Origin of the sequence: Geminocystis herdmanii PCC 6308 (assembly GCF_000332235.1) — a bacterium.
Taxonomy (GTDB): Bacteria; Cyanobacteriota; Cyanobacteriia; order Cyanobacteriales; family Cyanobacteriaceae; genus Geminocystis; species Geminocystis herdmanii.
In genome coordinates this window covers 3,601,501-3,616,398 of the sequence record NZ_CM001775.1, presented here as the reverse complement: position 1 = coordinate 3,616,398, position 14,898 = coordinate 3,601,501, and the positions used below count along the sequence as shown (strand labels likewise).

The following is a 14,898-nucleotide window of genomic DNA, read 5'->3' as shown; positions in this document are numbered from 1 at the left end:
TAATCACAGTTCACAAACTTACACAGTAAACATAATACTATTTTTACTAAAGTTACATATACACATTATCTGATAGAATGCTATATTTAATATATACACATTATCTGATTGCATCCATGCAATATATTATTATGGGATATTTAAAGAAAAATATTAATGACAACTCTATCAATGCGCTTAATCCTAAAAATAGATTACAAGGTGATGTACCTAAAAAACGGATTAATACCACCATTGATCAGGAACTTTACTTAGTACTAAAATCTACTGGTAATATCTCAGGAACTATTGAAGATTTAGTCAAAAAGTCTTTGTTAAATTTAGACTCTAATTTTGAAAGTCAGAGTTTAGAAATAATCGATAAATTAAAAGTAATTATGGATAAAATTGATTTAAAACAAACGGGATATAAAAGCAACGGTTCAGGACAATTAATCAAAGATTTAAAAGATATTTTATCGCTGTAATATAGCTATTAACAATAGTGATAAAAACTCTCAATTTCAGACAAATAAACCAGAAAATGACAACAGTAGTTACTTGATTTTAGAAAAACTTTAGAGAGACTCATAAATAGGTGATATGGGGTGACGTTTATTTTCAAACCTTAAAGGATTGAATCTATATAACCCTTTGTTAACCATGATTAACTTGTCATTGTGCATTATCAAACCTTTAAGGGTTGATCCTATAGAAACAAGTTAGTAAAGGTTATCAACTTAGTTCCAAACTGTTTTAAGTATTCAAGTATTATTGTTATTTTTGGATAGCGTTAGGATGCCGATTCGTCTAGTGGACATACATGGATCTCCGCTAAACGAACCCGAATCATAGAAGCATTTTAACAATAGAAAAATCACACTACAAAGATTTAGTCTTATTAACCATCATTAACCATCATTAACTCTCTACCAATCCTTTAAGGTTCGGTAAAAGTTAAACAGAGTTAGAACGGGTTTTTAAATATGCTTTCAGAGATAAAAACAATTTGAGAATTACTCACATTATCTTTTGTCTGTTTTTGTCTGTTTAATTGTCTGTGTTTATAAATTTGTGAAAACCTTTTAAATATTAAAGTTAAATATATTTACAATTGCAGTTGTCTGTTTTTTGTCTGTGTTTAGTCTTTAACTATTGATATGTATAATTTTAATAAATGTAATATATGACTCTAAAACCTTGTATTTACGTTATTTTTTTTGTAAAAACAGACAGCTTACGTTAATTTTTGATAAAAACTTTTGAATTTCACTAAAACCTAAAAAAGATTATCTGGTAAATCTACTTGATAAATATCTTTCAGCAATTCCCACATTAAGGGTTTTATTTTGTCTCCTTCATTTTGAGGTATATTTTGAAGTTTTTGTTCAACTAACTTAACCGCCAATTGAAAAGGTATAGGTTGTTTATGTTTTTTTGATGATTCAAATAAGTCTATAATCAGTTGACTATCAAAATTTTGGTAATAGCGATAATTAACATCAATGCTATGTCCTAGTGTTTTTGCCCTTAAACTATCAGGTAATCCCATTGCGATACCATTAGCATTACCTAATTTTCTTAGAGTGTGAGTTTGACTAATTTTTCGTCCTAAAAATTTCATTGACCATTTTTCTAAGTTTTGTCGTGCGTAACAAGTAAAATTCTTTCTTTTTTGATACTGTTTTAATCGATCAATAAAAATAGGAATATATTGTTTAATTTCTAATAAGTCAAATAGATTAGGATAATCAGGGGGGATTATAGGAATGCAAATTTTATAACCAGTTTTTGCTGTTTTATCATTATTAAAACTGTAATCTGTAACTACTAAATAATTTGACTTATTCTCAATATTTGAAATTGCTTTAAATAAAGTATTATCATTTTTTTTGTTATTAGCTTCATCGCTTAAACGATAATCATTATCTAAATTTTTTGCTGATAATAGCTCACCAATTCTTAATCCGTAAATTGTTTGTAAAGAATATATTAATAACCAAAATTTTCTATCATTTTGGTATTTATCTTTTATATTTAATAAGCAATCACGAAAATATAAAAATTCTTCAATAGTCATTGGAGACTGTATTTCAATTTCTTGATCTGACATTTGTTTATCCTTAGATACTTTAAATTTACTCAGTTTTTTACGAATAGTATCTAAATTATTAAGGTCACATAATCGAATGAAAGCTCTTAAACAATCTTGAAATTTTCTTTGATATTTATTATCACAATAAATAAATAAGGTATCGTATAGTATTTGATAAGTTATATTTTGATTTTGTGGCAATTTTTGAAAATAAAATCCATTTTCACGGTAATAAGAATCTTGATCGGATTGACAACTTTCTGAACGTTTAAGACCTCGTTTATCTTTACGACTAAAAAACTCTTTCTTAACTGTTTCAATAGCTTTTTCAATGCTGATAATATCATTGATAGTCTTCTTATTTATTCCTTTAATTATTTCTTCATACCATTGCCAAAATTCAGATTCAGACTCATAATTGCTTAATTTTTGTGCAACGGCGATCGCTTTTTCTAATGCTTTATTTAATCCATGAATTGTGAAGTTTTCATTAATACTATAAGTTGATCTTCTTTTATTAGGAGTTGCAAATTGTAATGATAGCTTATTGTTTCTCTTAATAATTGTTATTCCTTTGGGAAGTTCTTGTTTGATTAATTTGAAATGTCTAATTATTCCAAAGTACCCTTCATAGGTTTTGTTATCGTTAGTATCCATATATTTTGATGATGCAAAATTGATGCAAGTCTAACTAAACCTCACTATTTTTGAATAATTCTAAGTTAGTGAGTGAGCTTAAAATCATAATAAAATAAAACTATTCTGATTTCAAATCCCGCCGCTCCGATATAGTATAATATTCAGAGTATTAATTATATTGGTGGATCAAAATAAAATATGAGTTGCTATATCAAAAATTGATTAATATTCAATTATTCTTCCTCAGGGTATTCTCCACCAACACCAATGTTAGTTTCAAAAATACTAGCATTTTCGATGTTCATATTATTCATGGTTGCACCCTTAACTTGAGCATCAAAAATAATGGCATAGCTTAAATCTGCACTGTTAAGATTACTATTATTCATGGTAGCGTTAGTTAAAAAAGCCTTAGTTAAATCTGCACCTTGCAAATTTGCACCATCTAAATCCGCTCCCTCAAGGTTAGCACCTTCAAGGTTAGCATATCGTAAATCTGCGTTTCTCAAGTCTGCACCAATTAGATGCTCTCCTCGTAAATCAACACCTTTGAGATCACATCCCATACATTGATTAGTTTCGAGTAATTGTTCTCGATGAGCAGGATTTTCAGCTTTAACGGAGCTTATGATTGCGAATGTGCTTAAAATTGCGATCGTTGTAGCTAATAATTTATTCATGGAATTTTATCCTCTTACGCTCTGCTCTAACTTTATTGTACCCTAATAATCCATATTTATTTTTAGTAGAAACCGTAAAAAACTTGCATTATTTTCTTTTTTTGGTTACTATTGGGAAAAATATTAAGTTTTATTAAGATAAAATGATTTGTTCTTGTCAGTTATTGGTGATAGATGCCTTAATTACGTTAAGTGGTGATTGTCCCCCTTAATAAAAGTTCATCAATTTTTAATGATAAATTACATAATTTCTTAACCTTTATCTACAAATTCAATGCTCTACATTTATTCATTGAATTTAGGTTAATTAGAGGTTGATAAAAAATTCTTATCGATTAGGAAGACAAAATGAGGAATGAGGAATTAAACCACATTCGAATCAAAACATTGATTTTTAAGTATTTCTCCTCTCTCCTAACTCCTCTATTCTTCCTCCTTTCTCAAGCTGATTTTCAATAAATTTTGTCGCTTCTTCAGCGTTGACAGGTTTAGAATATAAATATCCTTGTCCATAATTACAGTTAATATTGGTGAGGATTTTTTCTTGAATTTTTGTCTCAATTCCTTCGGCTACCACATCTAAAGAGAGATTATGTGCTAAAGTAACGATCGCTTCTACAATGGGATTTTTTTGATCGAGATGAATCAAGGGTTGAATAAAAGCTCGATCGATTTTAAGAGTATTAAAAGGTAAACGATGAAGATAACTAAGAGAAGAATATCCCGTACCGAAATCATCCAAAGAAATTTTTAAATGACGTTCTTGAATCTTGGTTAAAATATTCTTAGCATGATCATAATTGTTCATTAAAATTGTTTCAGTAATTTCAACTTTTAAAAGATAAGGATTCACTTGAGTAGAGGCTAAAATATCATCTAATTCTTGTAAAAAATTAGGATTTAATAATTGTTTACTAGAGACATTAACCGCCGTAAATAATTTTAATTCAGGATATTGATTTTCCCATTTTTTTATCTGTTGAGAAGCATTTTGTAAAATCCATTTTCCTAGAGAAATAATTAACCCTGTTTCTTCCGCAATGGGGATAAATTCTACGGGAGAAATAAATCCATGAGTCTCACTATTCCAACGAATTAAGGCTTCAAATCCTGCTATCATTCCTGTTTGGAGATTGATAATTGGTTGATAAAAAAGCTCTAATTCTTCCTTTTCTAAGGCTTTTCTTAAAGCAGATTCTAAACTCAATCTTTTGACTAAATCTGTGTGCATAGTGGGGTTAAATATACGGTAACAATTACGTCCACTTTCTTTAGCTTGATACATAGCTAAATCTGCGTCTCTAATCATTTCCTCTGATTTTCTATAACCAAAAGAACTTAATGTTACGCCTATACTTACAGAAGAGAAGACATTATGTCCGTGTAAAAATATATTAAATTTACAGGCAGTTAAAATTTTTCCTGCTATTTCATGACTATCTTTTTCTGTATTTATATCGGGTAAAAATACCACAAATTCGTCACCGCTAATACGAGCAACCGTATCAATTTCTCTTACACAATCTACAATTTTTTCTGAGATTAAAACTAATAAATCATCTCCTATTTTATGTCCTAAACTATCATTAATTTTTTTGAAATTATCCACATCAATGAGTAAAATAGCACAATAATTATTCTGATTTTTAATACTTCTATTTAAAAATTGTTTTAATCTGTCCATTAAAAGAAAACGATTAGGCAATCCTGTCAATTTATCATGAAAAGCATCATAAAATATTTGTTCTTCCATAATTTTTAGTTGAGAAATATCGATAATTTGTTGAATAAAATGGATTATTTCTCCTCGATTATTTCTTAATGTCGTAGCATTAACAAGAGTATAAACTACTGAGCCATTATAGGCTAAAAATCTTCTTTCTTGACTATCTTGATCTAAATATTCAGTAATCATTCGCTGTTTAAATAGAGAACTTTTGTCTCTATCTTCTGGATGACAAATGCGAGTTTCTTTCTGATTAATAATATTAGAAAGAGGGTATGCTAGTAAGTCAGAAAAAGATTGATTAACTTGAATAATTTTTCCTTCTAAATTAGTAATCATCATACCAATAGGCGCAAGTTCAAAAATTAGTCTAAATTCTTCTTCACTTTTTTCTAAGGCTTTTTGAATTTTTGTTTTATTAGTAATATCGGTAATAATACCATCAATTCTAACTACTTTTCCCTGATCATTATAAACCACATGAGCTCTATCTCTAATATATTTTTCTTCTCCATTTTTGAGCCTAATTTTATATTCTATATCATGGGATTGAAGGTTATCTCCTAATAAGGAAATATTGAATAAATTAGAGTAAACTTCTTTAATTTGTTGTTTTTGTTTTGGGTGTACTAATTCCAGCCAATAAGTACGTTTTTTGAAAAAGTTTGATAGTGGACATTTGAATAAAGTTTCGGCGGCGGCATTAATATATGTTAATTGAAATGTTTGAGGATGAATTGACCAAATTACATCTTCTAAGGAAAAAAGTATGTTATTTAATCTTTCTTGACTTTCTTTTAATGCTATATTAATTTGTTGTTTTTCTAATTCGGTTTCTTCTCTTAAAATAATCCTACTAATTGCTTGACTAATAGACTCAATTAAGGTGTCTGGTATCATATTTTTAGATTGATTATTACTAAATCTAAATAAATGAATAACTCCATATATTTGTTTATTAATGAAGATAGGAGTTCCTCTGTATAATATTATATTTAATTCTTCGGGAATTAGTGAAGTTAATATATTATTTTGCTCATTACTTTCATTTCGATCGTGAAAGGTTGCTGTGCTATCGAACAGTATTGTTTCTTCTTGGATGAGTACTTGATGTGCTAAACTGTTGATCAAATAATTTTCTTGGGTAAATAAGTTATCGTTAGAGAGTTCATTATATAAAGCAATAATTCTATGTTTATCGCTTAAATATTCTGAGATAATTGCTATATCTATTTCTAAAATTTTAGTAATTTTTTCTAAATAAAAATTAAGGGGATTTTCGATCGAATCGTAGTCAATATTATTAAGATGATTAATCTGGTGTAATTGTTGATTAAAAACTTCTAACTCTTGGGTTTTAATTGATAAATGTTGCTCAATATTATACTTTTCAGTAATATCATTTTGAATGCCAATAAAATGGGTAACTTTCCCTTGATGATTATAAACAGGAGAAAGATAAACTTCATTCCAAAACTGTGTACTATTTTTACGATAATTACAGAGAATAACTTTTGTTTTTTGTTGATTAATAATAGCTTGTCTTAATATATTTATCTCTTGTGGATTAGTATTTTTTCCTTGTAAAAGTTTACAGTTTTTACCTATTACTTCCCTGCTAGAATAACCGGTTATTTTTTCAAATCCTGAATTAACATAAATGATCGGATTTCCTTGTTTTGCTTCACTAATAATTATGCCATTAGTACTATTATTAATGGCTCTTTCTAGTAAACTTAATTTATCGGCTTGGGATATTTTTTCAATACCTTGTTGAATAACTTTAATGATATTTTGGATAAATTCTATTTCTAAGGTATTAAACTTATTATTTTCTTCGGTATATAATCCTAATATGGCAATTTTTTCTAAGGTGAGGGGGTTAATAATATTAAAATGAATCGCTGATTTTATTTGCTCTTTATGATCAATATTCAGACAGTCTAATTTTAGATTAAGATGTTCTCGATCGTCAATCAGAAAATTATTATCTGTAGTAAAAACTTCCAAAATAGGATGCTCAAGGGTAAAGATATTATTTTGATTTTCACTACTTAATTTTAATCCTTTATAGGTTTTGATAATAAAGTAATTTTTATCAGGTATGAATTGTAATAAATAACTTAAACGCAGATTTAAAACATCATTAACTAAATCAGTGATTTGATCATAGATAATTTCAATATCAACGGTATTAATGATAATATTTTGGGCTTGAATAATAGCAAAATTATAGAGATGTTGTTGAGATAGTAATGTTTCCTTCTCTTTTAGACTAAACAACTTATATTTATAGTCGTCTTTTTCTAGGGTTAATTTTAAGTTATTATTATTTAATTTATAAATGTATAGTATCAATAAAAAATTGATAACAACAAAGATAATGACAATACCTAGAATGAGAATAACTTGATCCATATCAATTATTTAAACATAAATATAAAATGAATAATTAGGGGGTTGCTTCAAAAATATTTTGAGGAGGAGAAGTGTTAGGTTTTAGGTGAAAGAATGAAATTAAATACCTCCTAATAATTGATTCCATTCTTGAAATTGAGCATCTTTTTGAGCGACTATTTCTAAAATACGATTATTAGTTTCAGGGTAAAAAATAGATTCTACACAAACTTGGGCTACTTTAACACGAGGAATTGAACCTTCAAATAAAGTATCAGCACTACTAACAACTAAAGGATATTGATTATCTTCATTTTTTAATCCAGCAGGGCGTACAATAGTATAATTTAAACCACTGTCTATTAAATATTTTTCTGCTTGTTTTTTCCAAAATAAAACTAAACCAAATAAGTTGAGTGGATGAAAAAATCTTGAGACACATAAGGAAGTAACAAAAATAAATTTATCGATATTATTTTCCTTCGCTGAATCAATCAAATTTTTACTACCTTCATAATCTACCTTATAAAAAGCAGTTGGGTCAAAACTAGGAGTTGCTCCAGTAGCACAAATAAGTATATCGCAATGGGTTAAAGCCGAAGAAAAAGAATCAGGATTAAGCACATCACCAATGATTAACTCTACTTCAGAAGGTAAAATTTCCTTAGCTTTATTTTCATCTCTGACTAAGGCACAAACACTGATATTTTTTTTGACTAATTCCGACACAATTCGTTTGCCAGTTTCTCCTGTTGCCCCTGCTACAAATACTTTCATGAATATTTTTCTCCCTAATACTTTTATTAACTATAATAATTTTTAGTATAGTCAAAATAGGACAAATGATTGATAATAAATGATTGTTCATCAATAATTATGGTTTATGAGTTATCAAGCTGAAAAAGAAATTGCTATTTCCGCAGTAACAGAGGCGGCAAAATTATGTGAAAAAGTACGTCAAAATATTCCTCCAGCTATAGAAAAACAAGATAAAAGCCCTGTTACGGTAGCAGATTTCGGTTCTCAGGCTATAATTTGTAAAGCATTAAAAGAGGCTTTCCCTGATATTCCCATTGTGGGAGAGGAAGACGCTACAGAGTTAAGACAAAGTGATTCATCAGATACCATTAATAAGATTACTGATTATGTAAAAGAGATTATTCCTTCGGCGACGACGGATAATGTTTTAGACTGGATTGATTATGGAAATGGTACAGTAACGAATAAATTTTGGACATTAGACCCTATTGATGGCACAAAAGGGTTTTTACGTCAAGATCAATATGCTATTGCTTTAGCTTTAATTGAGGATGGAGAGGTAAAACTAGGGATAATGGGATGCCCTGCCTTAAAGTTAGATGGTGAAGAAACAGGATATATTTTCGTGGCAGTTAGGGGGGAGGGTAGTTATAAAATGCCTTTAACGGGTAATGAGTGGAGTAAATTACAGGTAGTTTCTCCTGATGATAAGACTCGTTTTCGTTTCGTGGAAAGTGTTGAAGCTAGTCACGGAGATCAAGAGTTACAAAATACGATCGCGCAAATGGTGGGTATTACTACGGATTCGGTGAGAGTGGATTCTCAAGCGAAATATGGTATTGTTGCTTCGGGAGAGGCAGGGTTATATTTGAGATTACCCTCCCCTAAATATCCGAATTATAGAGAGAACATTTGGGATCATGCTGCTGGTTCGATCGTAGTAGAGGAAGCAGGAGGAAAAGTTACAGATATGTATGGTAAACCCCTAGACTTTGCTACTGCGAGTAAAATGAATGATAATCGAGGGGTGGTAGTGAGTAATGGTTTAATCCATGATGCAGTTATTTCTGCTTTGAATAGCTAATAAGACTTAGGCATAAACCATAATAAAAAAAGGGTTTTAACCCTTACTACAAACTAATAAAAATCTTTTGAGTCGAAGTCTATTCATTATCCATTATTCATTATTCACTAATTGAAATGACTATTGCGAGAACTATTTGTCTGGGTTTTATAGCTGTAATTTCTCTTGGCACATTATTATTGATGATGCCTTTTTCCACGGAAACAGGAGAATGGGGAAATTTTATTACGGCTTTATTTACCTCTACTTCTGCTGTGTGTGTAACAGGTTTAACCGTAGTGGATACAGGTACTTATTTTTCCTTGTGGGGAGAGTTTTTTCTGATGTGCCTGATTCAAGTGGGAGGGCTAGGATATATGATTACTACAACTTTTCTCATTCTCCTCATGGGCAAAAAATTCGATTTTCGTCAAAAACTAGCGATGAATGATACCTTCGATCGACCTTTTTTGCAGGGTAGTCGCAACTTAATTGTATCAGTATTTGCCACCACCTTTATTTTAGAGTCCATGGCAACACTAGGATTATTTACGGTATTTATCAAAGATTATGGATTTTGGCAAAGTGTTTGGTTAGGGATTTTTCACTCTATCAGTGCATGGAATAACGCAGGATTTAGTTTATTTCCCGATAGTTTAATCGGTTATCAAACCTCTATTCCCGTTAACCTGATTATCAGCCTCTTAATTATTTTTGGCGGTATCGGTTATCAAGTCATCATTGAATGTGTTTTCTGGCTACTAGATAAATTTAACACTCAAGCTCATCATCAGTTTGAACTATCTTTAAATTTTAAGGTGGTAATTAGGACTACTTTTGTGTTATTAGTTTTAGGTACGATCGCATTTTACCTCACCGAATCCCATAATTCCAATACCCTAGATAATTTATCCCTATCAGAAAAATTGATTGCATCTTGGTTTCAGTCTGTTACTACAAGAACTGCTGGTTTTAATTCGATCGATATAGGTAAAATGAGTATAGCAGGATTATTCGTTACCATCGGCTTAATGTTTGTGGGGGCTAGTCCTAGTGGTACAGGAGGAGGTATTAAAACCACAACCTTGAGTATTTTATTAAATAGTACCAAAGCGGTATTAAGAGGACAACAGAAAGTGGTAATGTACAAAAGGGAAGTGCCAGTATCTCTAACATTAAAGGCGATGGCGGTGGTTTTTGGTTCAGCCGTAACCGTAGTGGTAATGACTTTAATTATTTCCCTCCTTCATCCCGACTTTGAATTTATTGCCATCCTGTTTGAAGTGGTGTCGGCTTTTGCCACCGTTGGTTTATCTACTGGTATCACCGCTAGTTTATCCGCATTAGCAAAATTAACCTTAGTTTTTACGATGTATTTGGGACGAGTAGGAGTATTATTATTTATGGGTGCTATTATAGGTGATCCTCGCCCCAGTCGCATTAATTATCCTCCAGAAAATTTGTTAGTAGGTTAACTATATATATATGAGTAGTAATAATAATCCCTCCTCAAATACACCCCAAGAAAGATTTAAAAACTTTTTTAGTTTAGACCTTGGTTCGTTAAAATTCTTAAATAGTCTTAGAAAAAGTACCCGTCAATTTGGCGTTATTGGTTTAGGTAGGTTCGGACGTGCTGTATCTGAAACTCTTTATAATATGGGGCATGATGTTTTAGGGGTAGATGTGGATGACAAATTAGTTGCCCAAGCCTTAACCGATAAGATTGCTACTAATGCCATTCGCCTTGATTGTACTGAAGTTAGTGCTTTAAAAGAAGCAGGTATTTTTGAATTAGATACCGTCATTATCGCCATTGGTAACTACTTAGAAGAAAGTATTATTACTACTCTCAATGTGAAGGAGGCAGGAGTTAAATATATTGTTGCCAAAGCATCCTCTGAAACCCACGGTAAGTTATTAAAAAAGGTGGGTGCTGATTTAGTGGTTTATCCCGAATTCGATGCTGGTTGTGAATTAGCCTATACCCTCACTAAACCGGGTATTCTCGATCGATTTGAACTAGACCCAGATAATAGTATAGTAGAGGTATCTATTCCTCCAGAATTTGACGGCAAAACCCTTGCAGAAGTAAAACTACGCAGTCAATATGGTTTAAACGTGTTAGCCGTTGGTAACGATGACAAGTTTTTAATTAATCCTCCCCCTCAATATGTGTTGACTCAGGGGTTATCCATGGTAGTTATCGGCTCAAATAAAGACATTAATAAACTGTAAAGCTGTCAATGATAAATTATAGATACCTTTTTACAATTAACAGCCCGATTACAAATAAACATTATCGACTCAATGAGTAAGATTTGCGAGAGTTGACAGCTGTTGCTTCCTGTTGAGAATGAGGACAAGGCACTGGATAGTAATCATAGGAGTTGACATATTCCGAGAGTCTTTTTTCTAAGATTTTTCCACTGCCTTTACATTTAGGACAAAATTTCATCGATCGATACCTCTGGATAATAATAATGGGATAATTACATTATGAATGATTTAGTTTTTAGAATGCTATCAGATTTATGAAGGTGAAGAGCTTTTTCTTCATTTATCTTAATAAAATTACAGATTTCTTTAATAAAAATAAAATAAATATAAAATTTTCTGGGAGTTTAATGATTAAATTATATAATTTAGTGTCTAAAATGAGTTAATTCCCTCAGTTTTTGTTGAATCACATTAATTCATTATTAACCTATCTGCTAACCGAACTTTTTTTGGTAGATTACCGTAATTGAGATAAAACTAGAGTTTTTCATAATCTTCTACAATAGAGGTTAAGCACAATAAAACGATCGAATAATATCAAGTTCAGATAAATACTTATAAATATAGATAATTAGTGAACATGATGTAAGAAAGTTTACAAGCAATTTTAATCAACATTGTATTCGGAGAATAACTTTTATGAATGGAAATATTAGAGTCGGAAGTTTATTTGGTATTCCCTTCTATATTCATCCCTCATGGTTTTTAGTATTAGGGTTAATGACTTTAACCTACGGCACAGACTTAGCCTATCAAACTCAATTACCCGGTATTTTACCTTGGATATTAGGACTTTTCACCTCATTACTCCTATTTTCCTCCGTTTTAGCCCATGAATTAGGACATAGTTTTGTCGCTATGGCGCAAGGTATCGAAGTTAAATCCATCACCCTGTTTATTTTTGGTGGTTTAGCATCCTTAGAAAAAGAGTCCAAAACCCCCGAACAAGCGTTGTTTGTGGCGATCGCAGGACCTTTAGTAAGTGTGCTATTATTTATTATCTTTACCATAATCGGCGTTAATTTTCAATTACCCCTAGCTCTCAGTCTCATTGTGTCGTTACTAGCTACCATTAACTTTATTTTAGCAGTATTTAACATGATACCCGGATTACCCCTCGATGGCGGTAACGTTTTAAAAGCTATTGTCTGGAAAATCACAGGTAATCCCCAAAAAGGCGTAATTTTTGCGGGGAGAGTAGGACAATTTTTCGGTTGGACTGCTATAATTATTGGTGCATTAGGTACATTAAATGTTATCGGTTTTGGTAACTTTTGGACAGTGTTTATTGGTTGGTTTTTACTCCAAAATGCAGGAAATGCCGCCCAATCCGCCAGAATGGAAGATAAATTGAATCACTACACCGCCGCCGATGCTATTTTACCCGAAAGCCCCGTCATTCCTGATACTTTAACTTTAAGAGAATTTGCTAATGAATATGTTATTGGTAAACAACAATGGCGCAAATTTTTAGTCACTAATGAAAATGGTATTTTAATCGGTGTCTTAAATGTGGATGAAATTCGATCGATTTCTACCTCATTATGGAATGAAACCCTCGTATCAGACTTAATGAAATCAAAAGCAGAAGTAACAACTGTTATTGATACCCTTTCTTTGCTAGAAGTTGTTAAACTAATAGAACAACAACCAGAACAAGAGTTAACAGTTGTAAAAGAAGATGGTTTCGTGGTAGGACTAATTGAAAAACAAGGTATTGTGAAATTTTTACAATCCCACATGACTAATGCCAATGCTTAGTTATTGACAATTAGCAATTAACAATGAATAATTAGTCTCTAAGAGAGACTTTTTCTATTAGAAATTTATTTCACGATGGGTTATTGATTAATATCAAGTTCGTTTAAATACTTATAATAAATATTTCTGTATATAATTTTTTTTATATATAAGTTCGTAATAAGCCTTTTAAAGCTCATTAATAAATGGCTAAAGCCATCACTACAAACTTATTTTATAACTGATTATCTGAACTTTATATTATTCATTCTCCATTCTCCATTCTCCATTCTCCATTAATTCCTCATTCCTTATCACCAGTGACCAACTATTATGCCATTTTAGGGGTAAGAAGAGATGCTACCCCCGAAGAAATCAAAAAAGAGTTTCGTAGTTTAGCAAGACGTTATCATCCTGACGTAAATCAAGGAGATGTTAATGCTGAAGAAAAATTTAAGCAGATTAACGAGGCTTATGATATTCTTTCTGATTATCATAAAAGACAACAATATGATCTGCAATTTTTGGGTACTGGTAAACGAGTTGTAAATCGTGGTAGTGGTTTTACTCCTCCCAAGAATTTTCAAGGCTTTTGGGATAATATTAGTAGTGCTAATGGTGGGAATAAAACTAGAATCTCCTCTAATCCTACTCGCCCCGTAGGTGATTATAGCCCCGGTACGAACCGTGTGGCAAGGGCGGTAACTCCTCCCCCTCGCTCTCTACCCAAGGATATTGAGGCTAAACTAGATTTACCTCTGGAAAAGGCTTTTTCTGGCGGTAGGGAAAGAATTAAATTAGAGGATGGTCGATCGATTGAAGTTGATATGCCATCTGGTATGTATCATGGTCAAAAAATACGACTAAAAGGGCAAGGTATTCGAGGAGGGGATTTATATTTAAAAATTTTGATATTACCTCATCCTATTTTTCAGTTACAAGGTGCAGATATTTCCTGCGAAATTCCTTTAACTCCTGCTGAAGCCATCGTTGGTGGTTCGATCGAAGTACCCACTATAGACGGATTAGTGAAAATGAACGTACCTGCAGGAGTTAAGTCAGGGCAAAGATTAAAATTGGCCAATAAAGGTTATCCTAATATAAGAGGAGAAAGGGGGGATCAATTAATTATTATAGATGTAATTGTTCCCTCAGAAGTGAGTGAAGCAGAGAAGAAATTATATGAACAAATTAGGGAAATTGAACAGTTTAAACCTCGACAAAAATTGATTAATTATTATGATAGATAAAAAGAGCATCAAACAACAAAATTTCAAGAAGTTTGGAATTGTCAAACCTCTGATGATTTACCTTGGGAATCTTTAGAAAAATTCAGAAACAAAATCGAAAAACAATTAAAGTCACAAGAAGAGTGTATCTTAAAAAATTACGAATGGGGAGATGAAGATTTTAATTTATTAGATAACATTCCATTTTAGTAATTTAAAGCAAGACAGGGGAAGATTTAGAGACTTTAATGAAAAACCTCTAAGCATAATTAGTAAGAATTATCAGTAAAGTCTATCCTGTTATATAAAAC

The 14,898-nt window shown here is 31.2% G+C and carries 11 protein-coding genes; 6 read left to right on the top strand and 5 right to left on the bottom strand.

Annotation, left to right across the window (positions count from 1 at the left end; translation table 11 throughout):
- Positions 1-116: 116 nt before the first annotated feature.
- A complete protein-coding gene (locus SYN6308_RS22960) occupies positions 117-467 on the top strand; it encodes a hypothetical protein (protein ID WP_017295854.1) in 351 nt (116 codons plus the stop codon).
- A 791-nt stretch (positions 468-1,258) separates the two neighbouring features.
- Here SYN6308_RS22960 and SYN6308_RS18050 read toward each other — a convergent pair.
- From SYN6308_RS18050 to SYN6308_RS18035, 4 genes are all read right to left on the bottom strand, one after another.
- Entirely contained in the window at positions 1,259-2,731 is a 1,473-nt protein-coding gene (locus tag SYN6308_RS18050; RefSeq protein WP_017295853.1) for a site-specific integrase, read from the bottom strand.
- 215 nt (positions 2,732-2,946) lie between these two features.
- A complete protein-coding gene (locus SYN6308_RS18045; RefSeq protein WP_017295852.1) occupies positions 2,947-3,393 on the bottom strand; it encodes a pentapeptide repeat-containing protein in 447 nt (148 codons plus the stop codon).
- A 394-nt stretch (positions 3,394-3,787) separates the two neighbouring features.
- Positions 3,788-7,537, bottom strand: a complete 3,750-nt coding sequence (locus SYN6308_RS18040; protein WP_017295851.1) for an EAL domain-containing protein — start codon at positions 7,535-7,537, stop codon at positions 3,788-3,790.
- 99 nt (positions 7,538-7,636) lie between these two features.
- Entirely contained in the window at positions 7,637-8,293 is a 657-nt protein-coding gene (locus tag SYN6308_RS18035; protein ID WP_017295850.1) for an SDR family oxidoreductase, read from the bottom strand.
- 106 nt (positions 8,294-8,399) lie between these two features.
- Here SYN6308_RS18035 and SYN6308_RS18030 point away from each other — a divergent pair, with 106 nt between their 5' ends.
- The 3 genes from SYN6308_RS18030 to SYN6308_RS18020 all read left to right on the top strand — a co-directional run bounded on the left by SYN6308_RS18030 (position 8,400) and on the right by SYN6308_RS18020 (position 11,576).
- Positions 8,400-9,359 (top strand): 3'(2'),5'-bisphosphate nucleotidase, encoded by a 960-nt coding sequence (locus SYN6308_RS18030; protein ID WP_017295849.1) that lies wholly within the window; start codon positions 8,400-8,402, stop codon positions 9,357-9,359.
- Between the two features lie 116 nt (positions 9,360-9,475).
- Positions 9,476-10,813 carry a TrkH family potassium uptake protein gene (locus SYN6308_RS18025; RefSeq protein WP_026102152.1) on the top strand — a complete coding sequence of 446 codons (1,338 nt, stop codon included), beginning with the start codon at positions 9,476-9,478 and terminating at the stop codon, positions 10,811-10,813.
- A 10-nt stretch (positions 10,814-10,823) separates the two neighbouring features.
- Positions 10,824-11,576, top strand: coding sequence for a potassium channel family protein (locus SYN6308_RS18020; RefSeq protein ID WP_017295847.1), 753 nt, complete (start codon positions 10,824-10,826; stop codon positions 11,574-11,576).
- A gap of 61 nt (positions 11,577-11,637) precedes the next feature.
- Here SYN6308_RS18020 and SYN6308_RS25005 read toward each other — a convergent pair whose 3' ends face one another.
- Positions 11,638-11,796 carry a hypothetical protein gene (locus SYN6308_RS25005; RefSeq protein ID WP_158412768.1) on the bottom strand — a complete coding sequence of 53 codons (159 nt, stop codon included), beginning with the start codon at positions 11,794-11,796 and terminating at the stop codon, positions 11,638-11,640.
- A 461-nt stretch (positions 11,797-12,257) separates the two neighbouring features.
- Here SYN6308_RS25005 and SYN6308_RS18015 point away from each other — a divergent pair, with 461 nt between their 5' ends.
- Together SYN6308_RS18015 and SYN6308_RS18010 are read left to right on the top strand one after the other, a co-directional pair.
- Positions 12,258-13,379 (top strand): site-2 protease family protein, encoded by a 1,122-nt coding sequence (locus SYN6308_RS18015; protein WP_017295846.1) that lies wholly within the window; start codon positions 12,258-12,260, stop codon positions 13,377-13,379.
- A gap of 299 nt (positions 13,380-13,678) precedes the next feature.
- Positions 13,679-14,608: a DnaJ C-terminal domain-containing protein gene (locus tag SYN6308_RS18010; RefSeq protein WP_017295845.1), complete on the top strand. Its 930-nt coding sequence runs from the start codon at positions 13,679-13,681 to the stop codon at positions 14,606-14,608.
- Positions 14,609-14,898: the final 290 nt, after the last annotated feature.

What these genes read in the sequence shown, in the direction of transcription:
- SYN6308_RS18030 (WP_017295849.1), top strand. Translation starts at nt 8,400, where the DNA reads ATGAGTTATCAAGCTGAAAAAGAAATTGCTATTTCCGCAGTAACAGAG.
- SYN6308_RS25005 (WP_158412768.1), bottom strand. Translation starts at nt 11,796, where the DNA reads ATGAAATTTTGTCCTAAATGTAAAGGCAGTGGAAAAATCTTAGAAAAA.
- SYN6308_RS18020 (WP_017295847.1), top strand. Translation starts at nt 10,824, where the DNA reads ATGAGTAGTAATAATAATCCCTCCTCAAATACACCCCAAGAAAGATTT.
- SYN6308_RS22960 (WP_017295854.1), top strand. Translation starts at nt 117, where the DNA reads ATGCAATATATTATTATGGGATATTTAAAGAAAAATATTAATGACAAC.
- SYN6308_RS18025 (WP_026102152.1), top strand. Translation starts at nt 9,476, where the DNA reads ATGACTATTGCGAGAACTATTTGTCTGGGTTTTATAGCTGTAATTTCT.
- SYN6308_RS18045 (WP_017295852.1), bottom strand. Translation starts at nt 3,393, where the DNA reads ATGAATAAATTATTAGCTACAACGATCGCAATTTTAAGCACATTCGCA.
- SYN6308_RS18015 (WP_017295846.1), top strand. Translation starts at nt 12,258, where the DNA reads ATGAATGGAAATATTAGAGTCGGAAGTTTATTTGGTATTCCCTTCTAT.
- SYN6308_RS18035 (WP_017295850.1), bottom strand. Translation starts at nt 8,293, where the DNA reads ATGAAAGTATTTGTAGCAGGGGCAACAGGAGAAACTGGCAAACGAATT.
- SYN6308_RS18040 (WP_017295851.1), bottom strand. Translation starts at nt 7,537, where the DNA reads ATGGATCAAGTTATTCTCATTCTAGGTATTGTCATTATCTTTGTTGTT.
- SYN6308_RS18050 (WP_017295853.1), bottom strand. Translation starts at nt 2,731, where the DNA reads ATGGATACTAACGATAACAAAACCTATGAAGGGTACTTTGGAATAATT.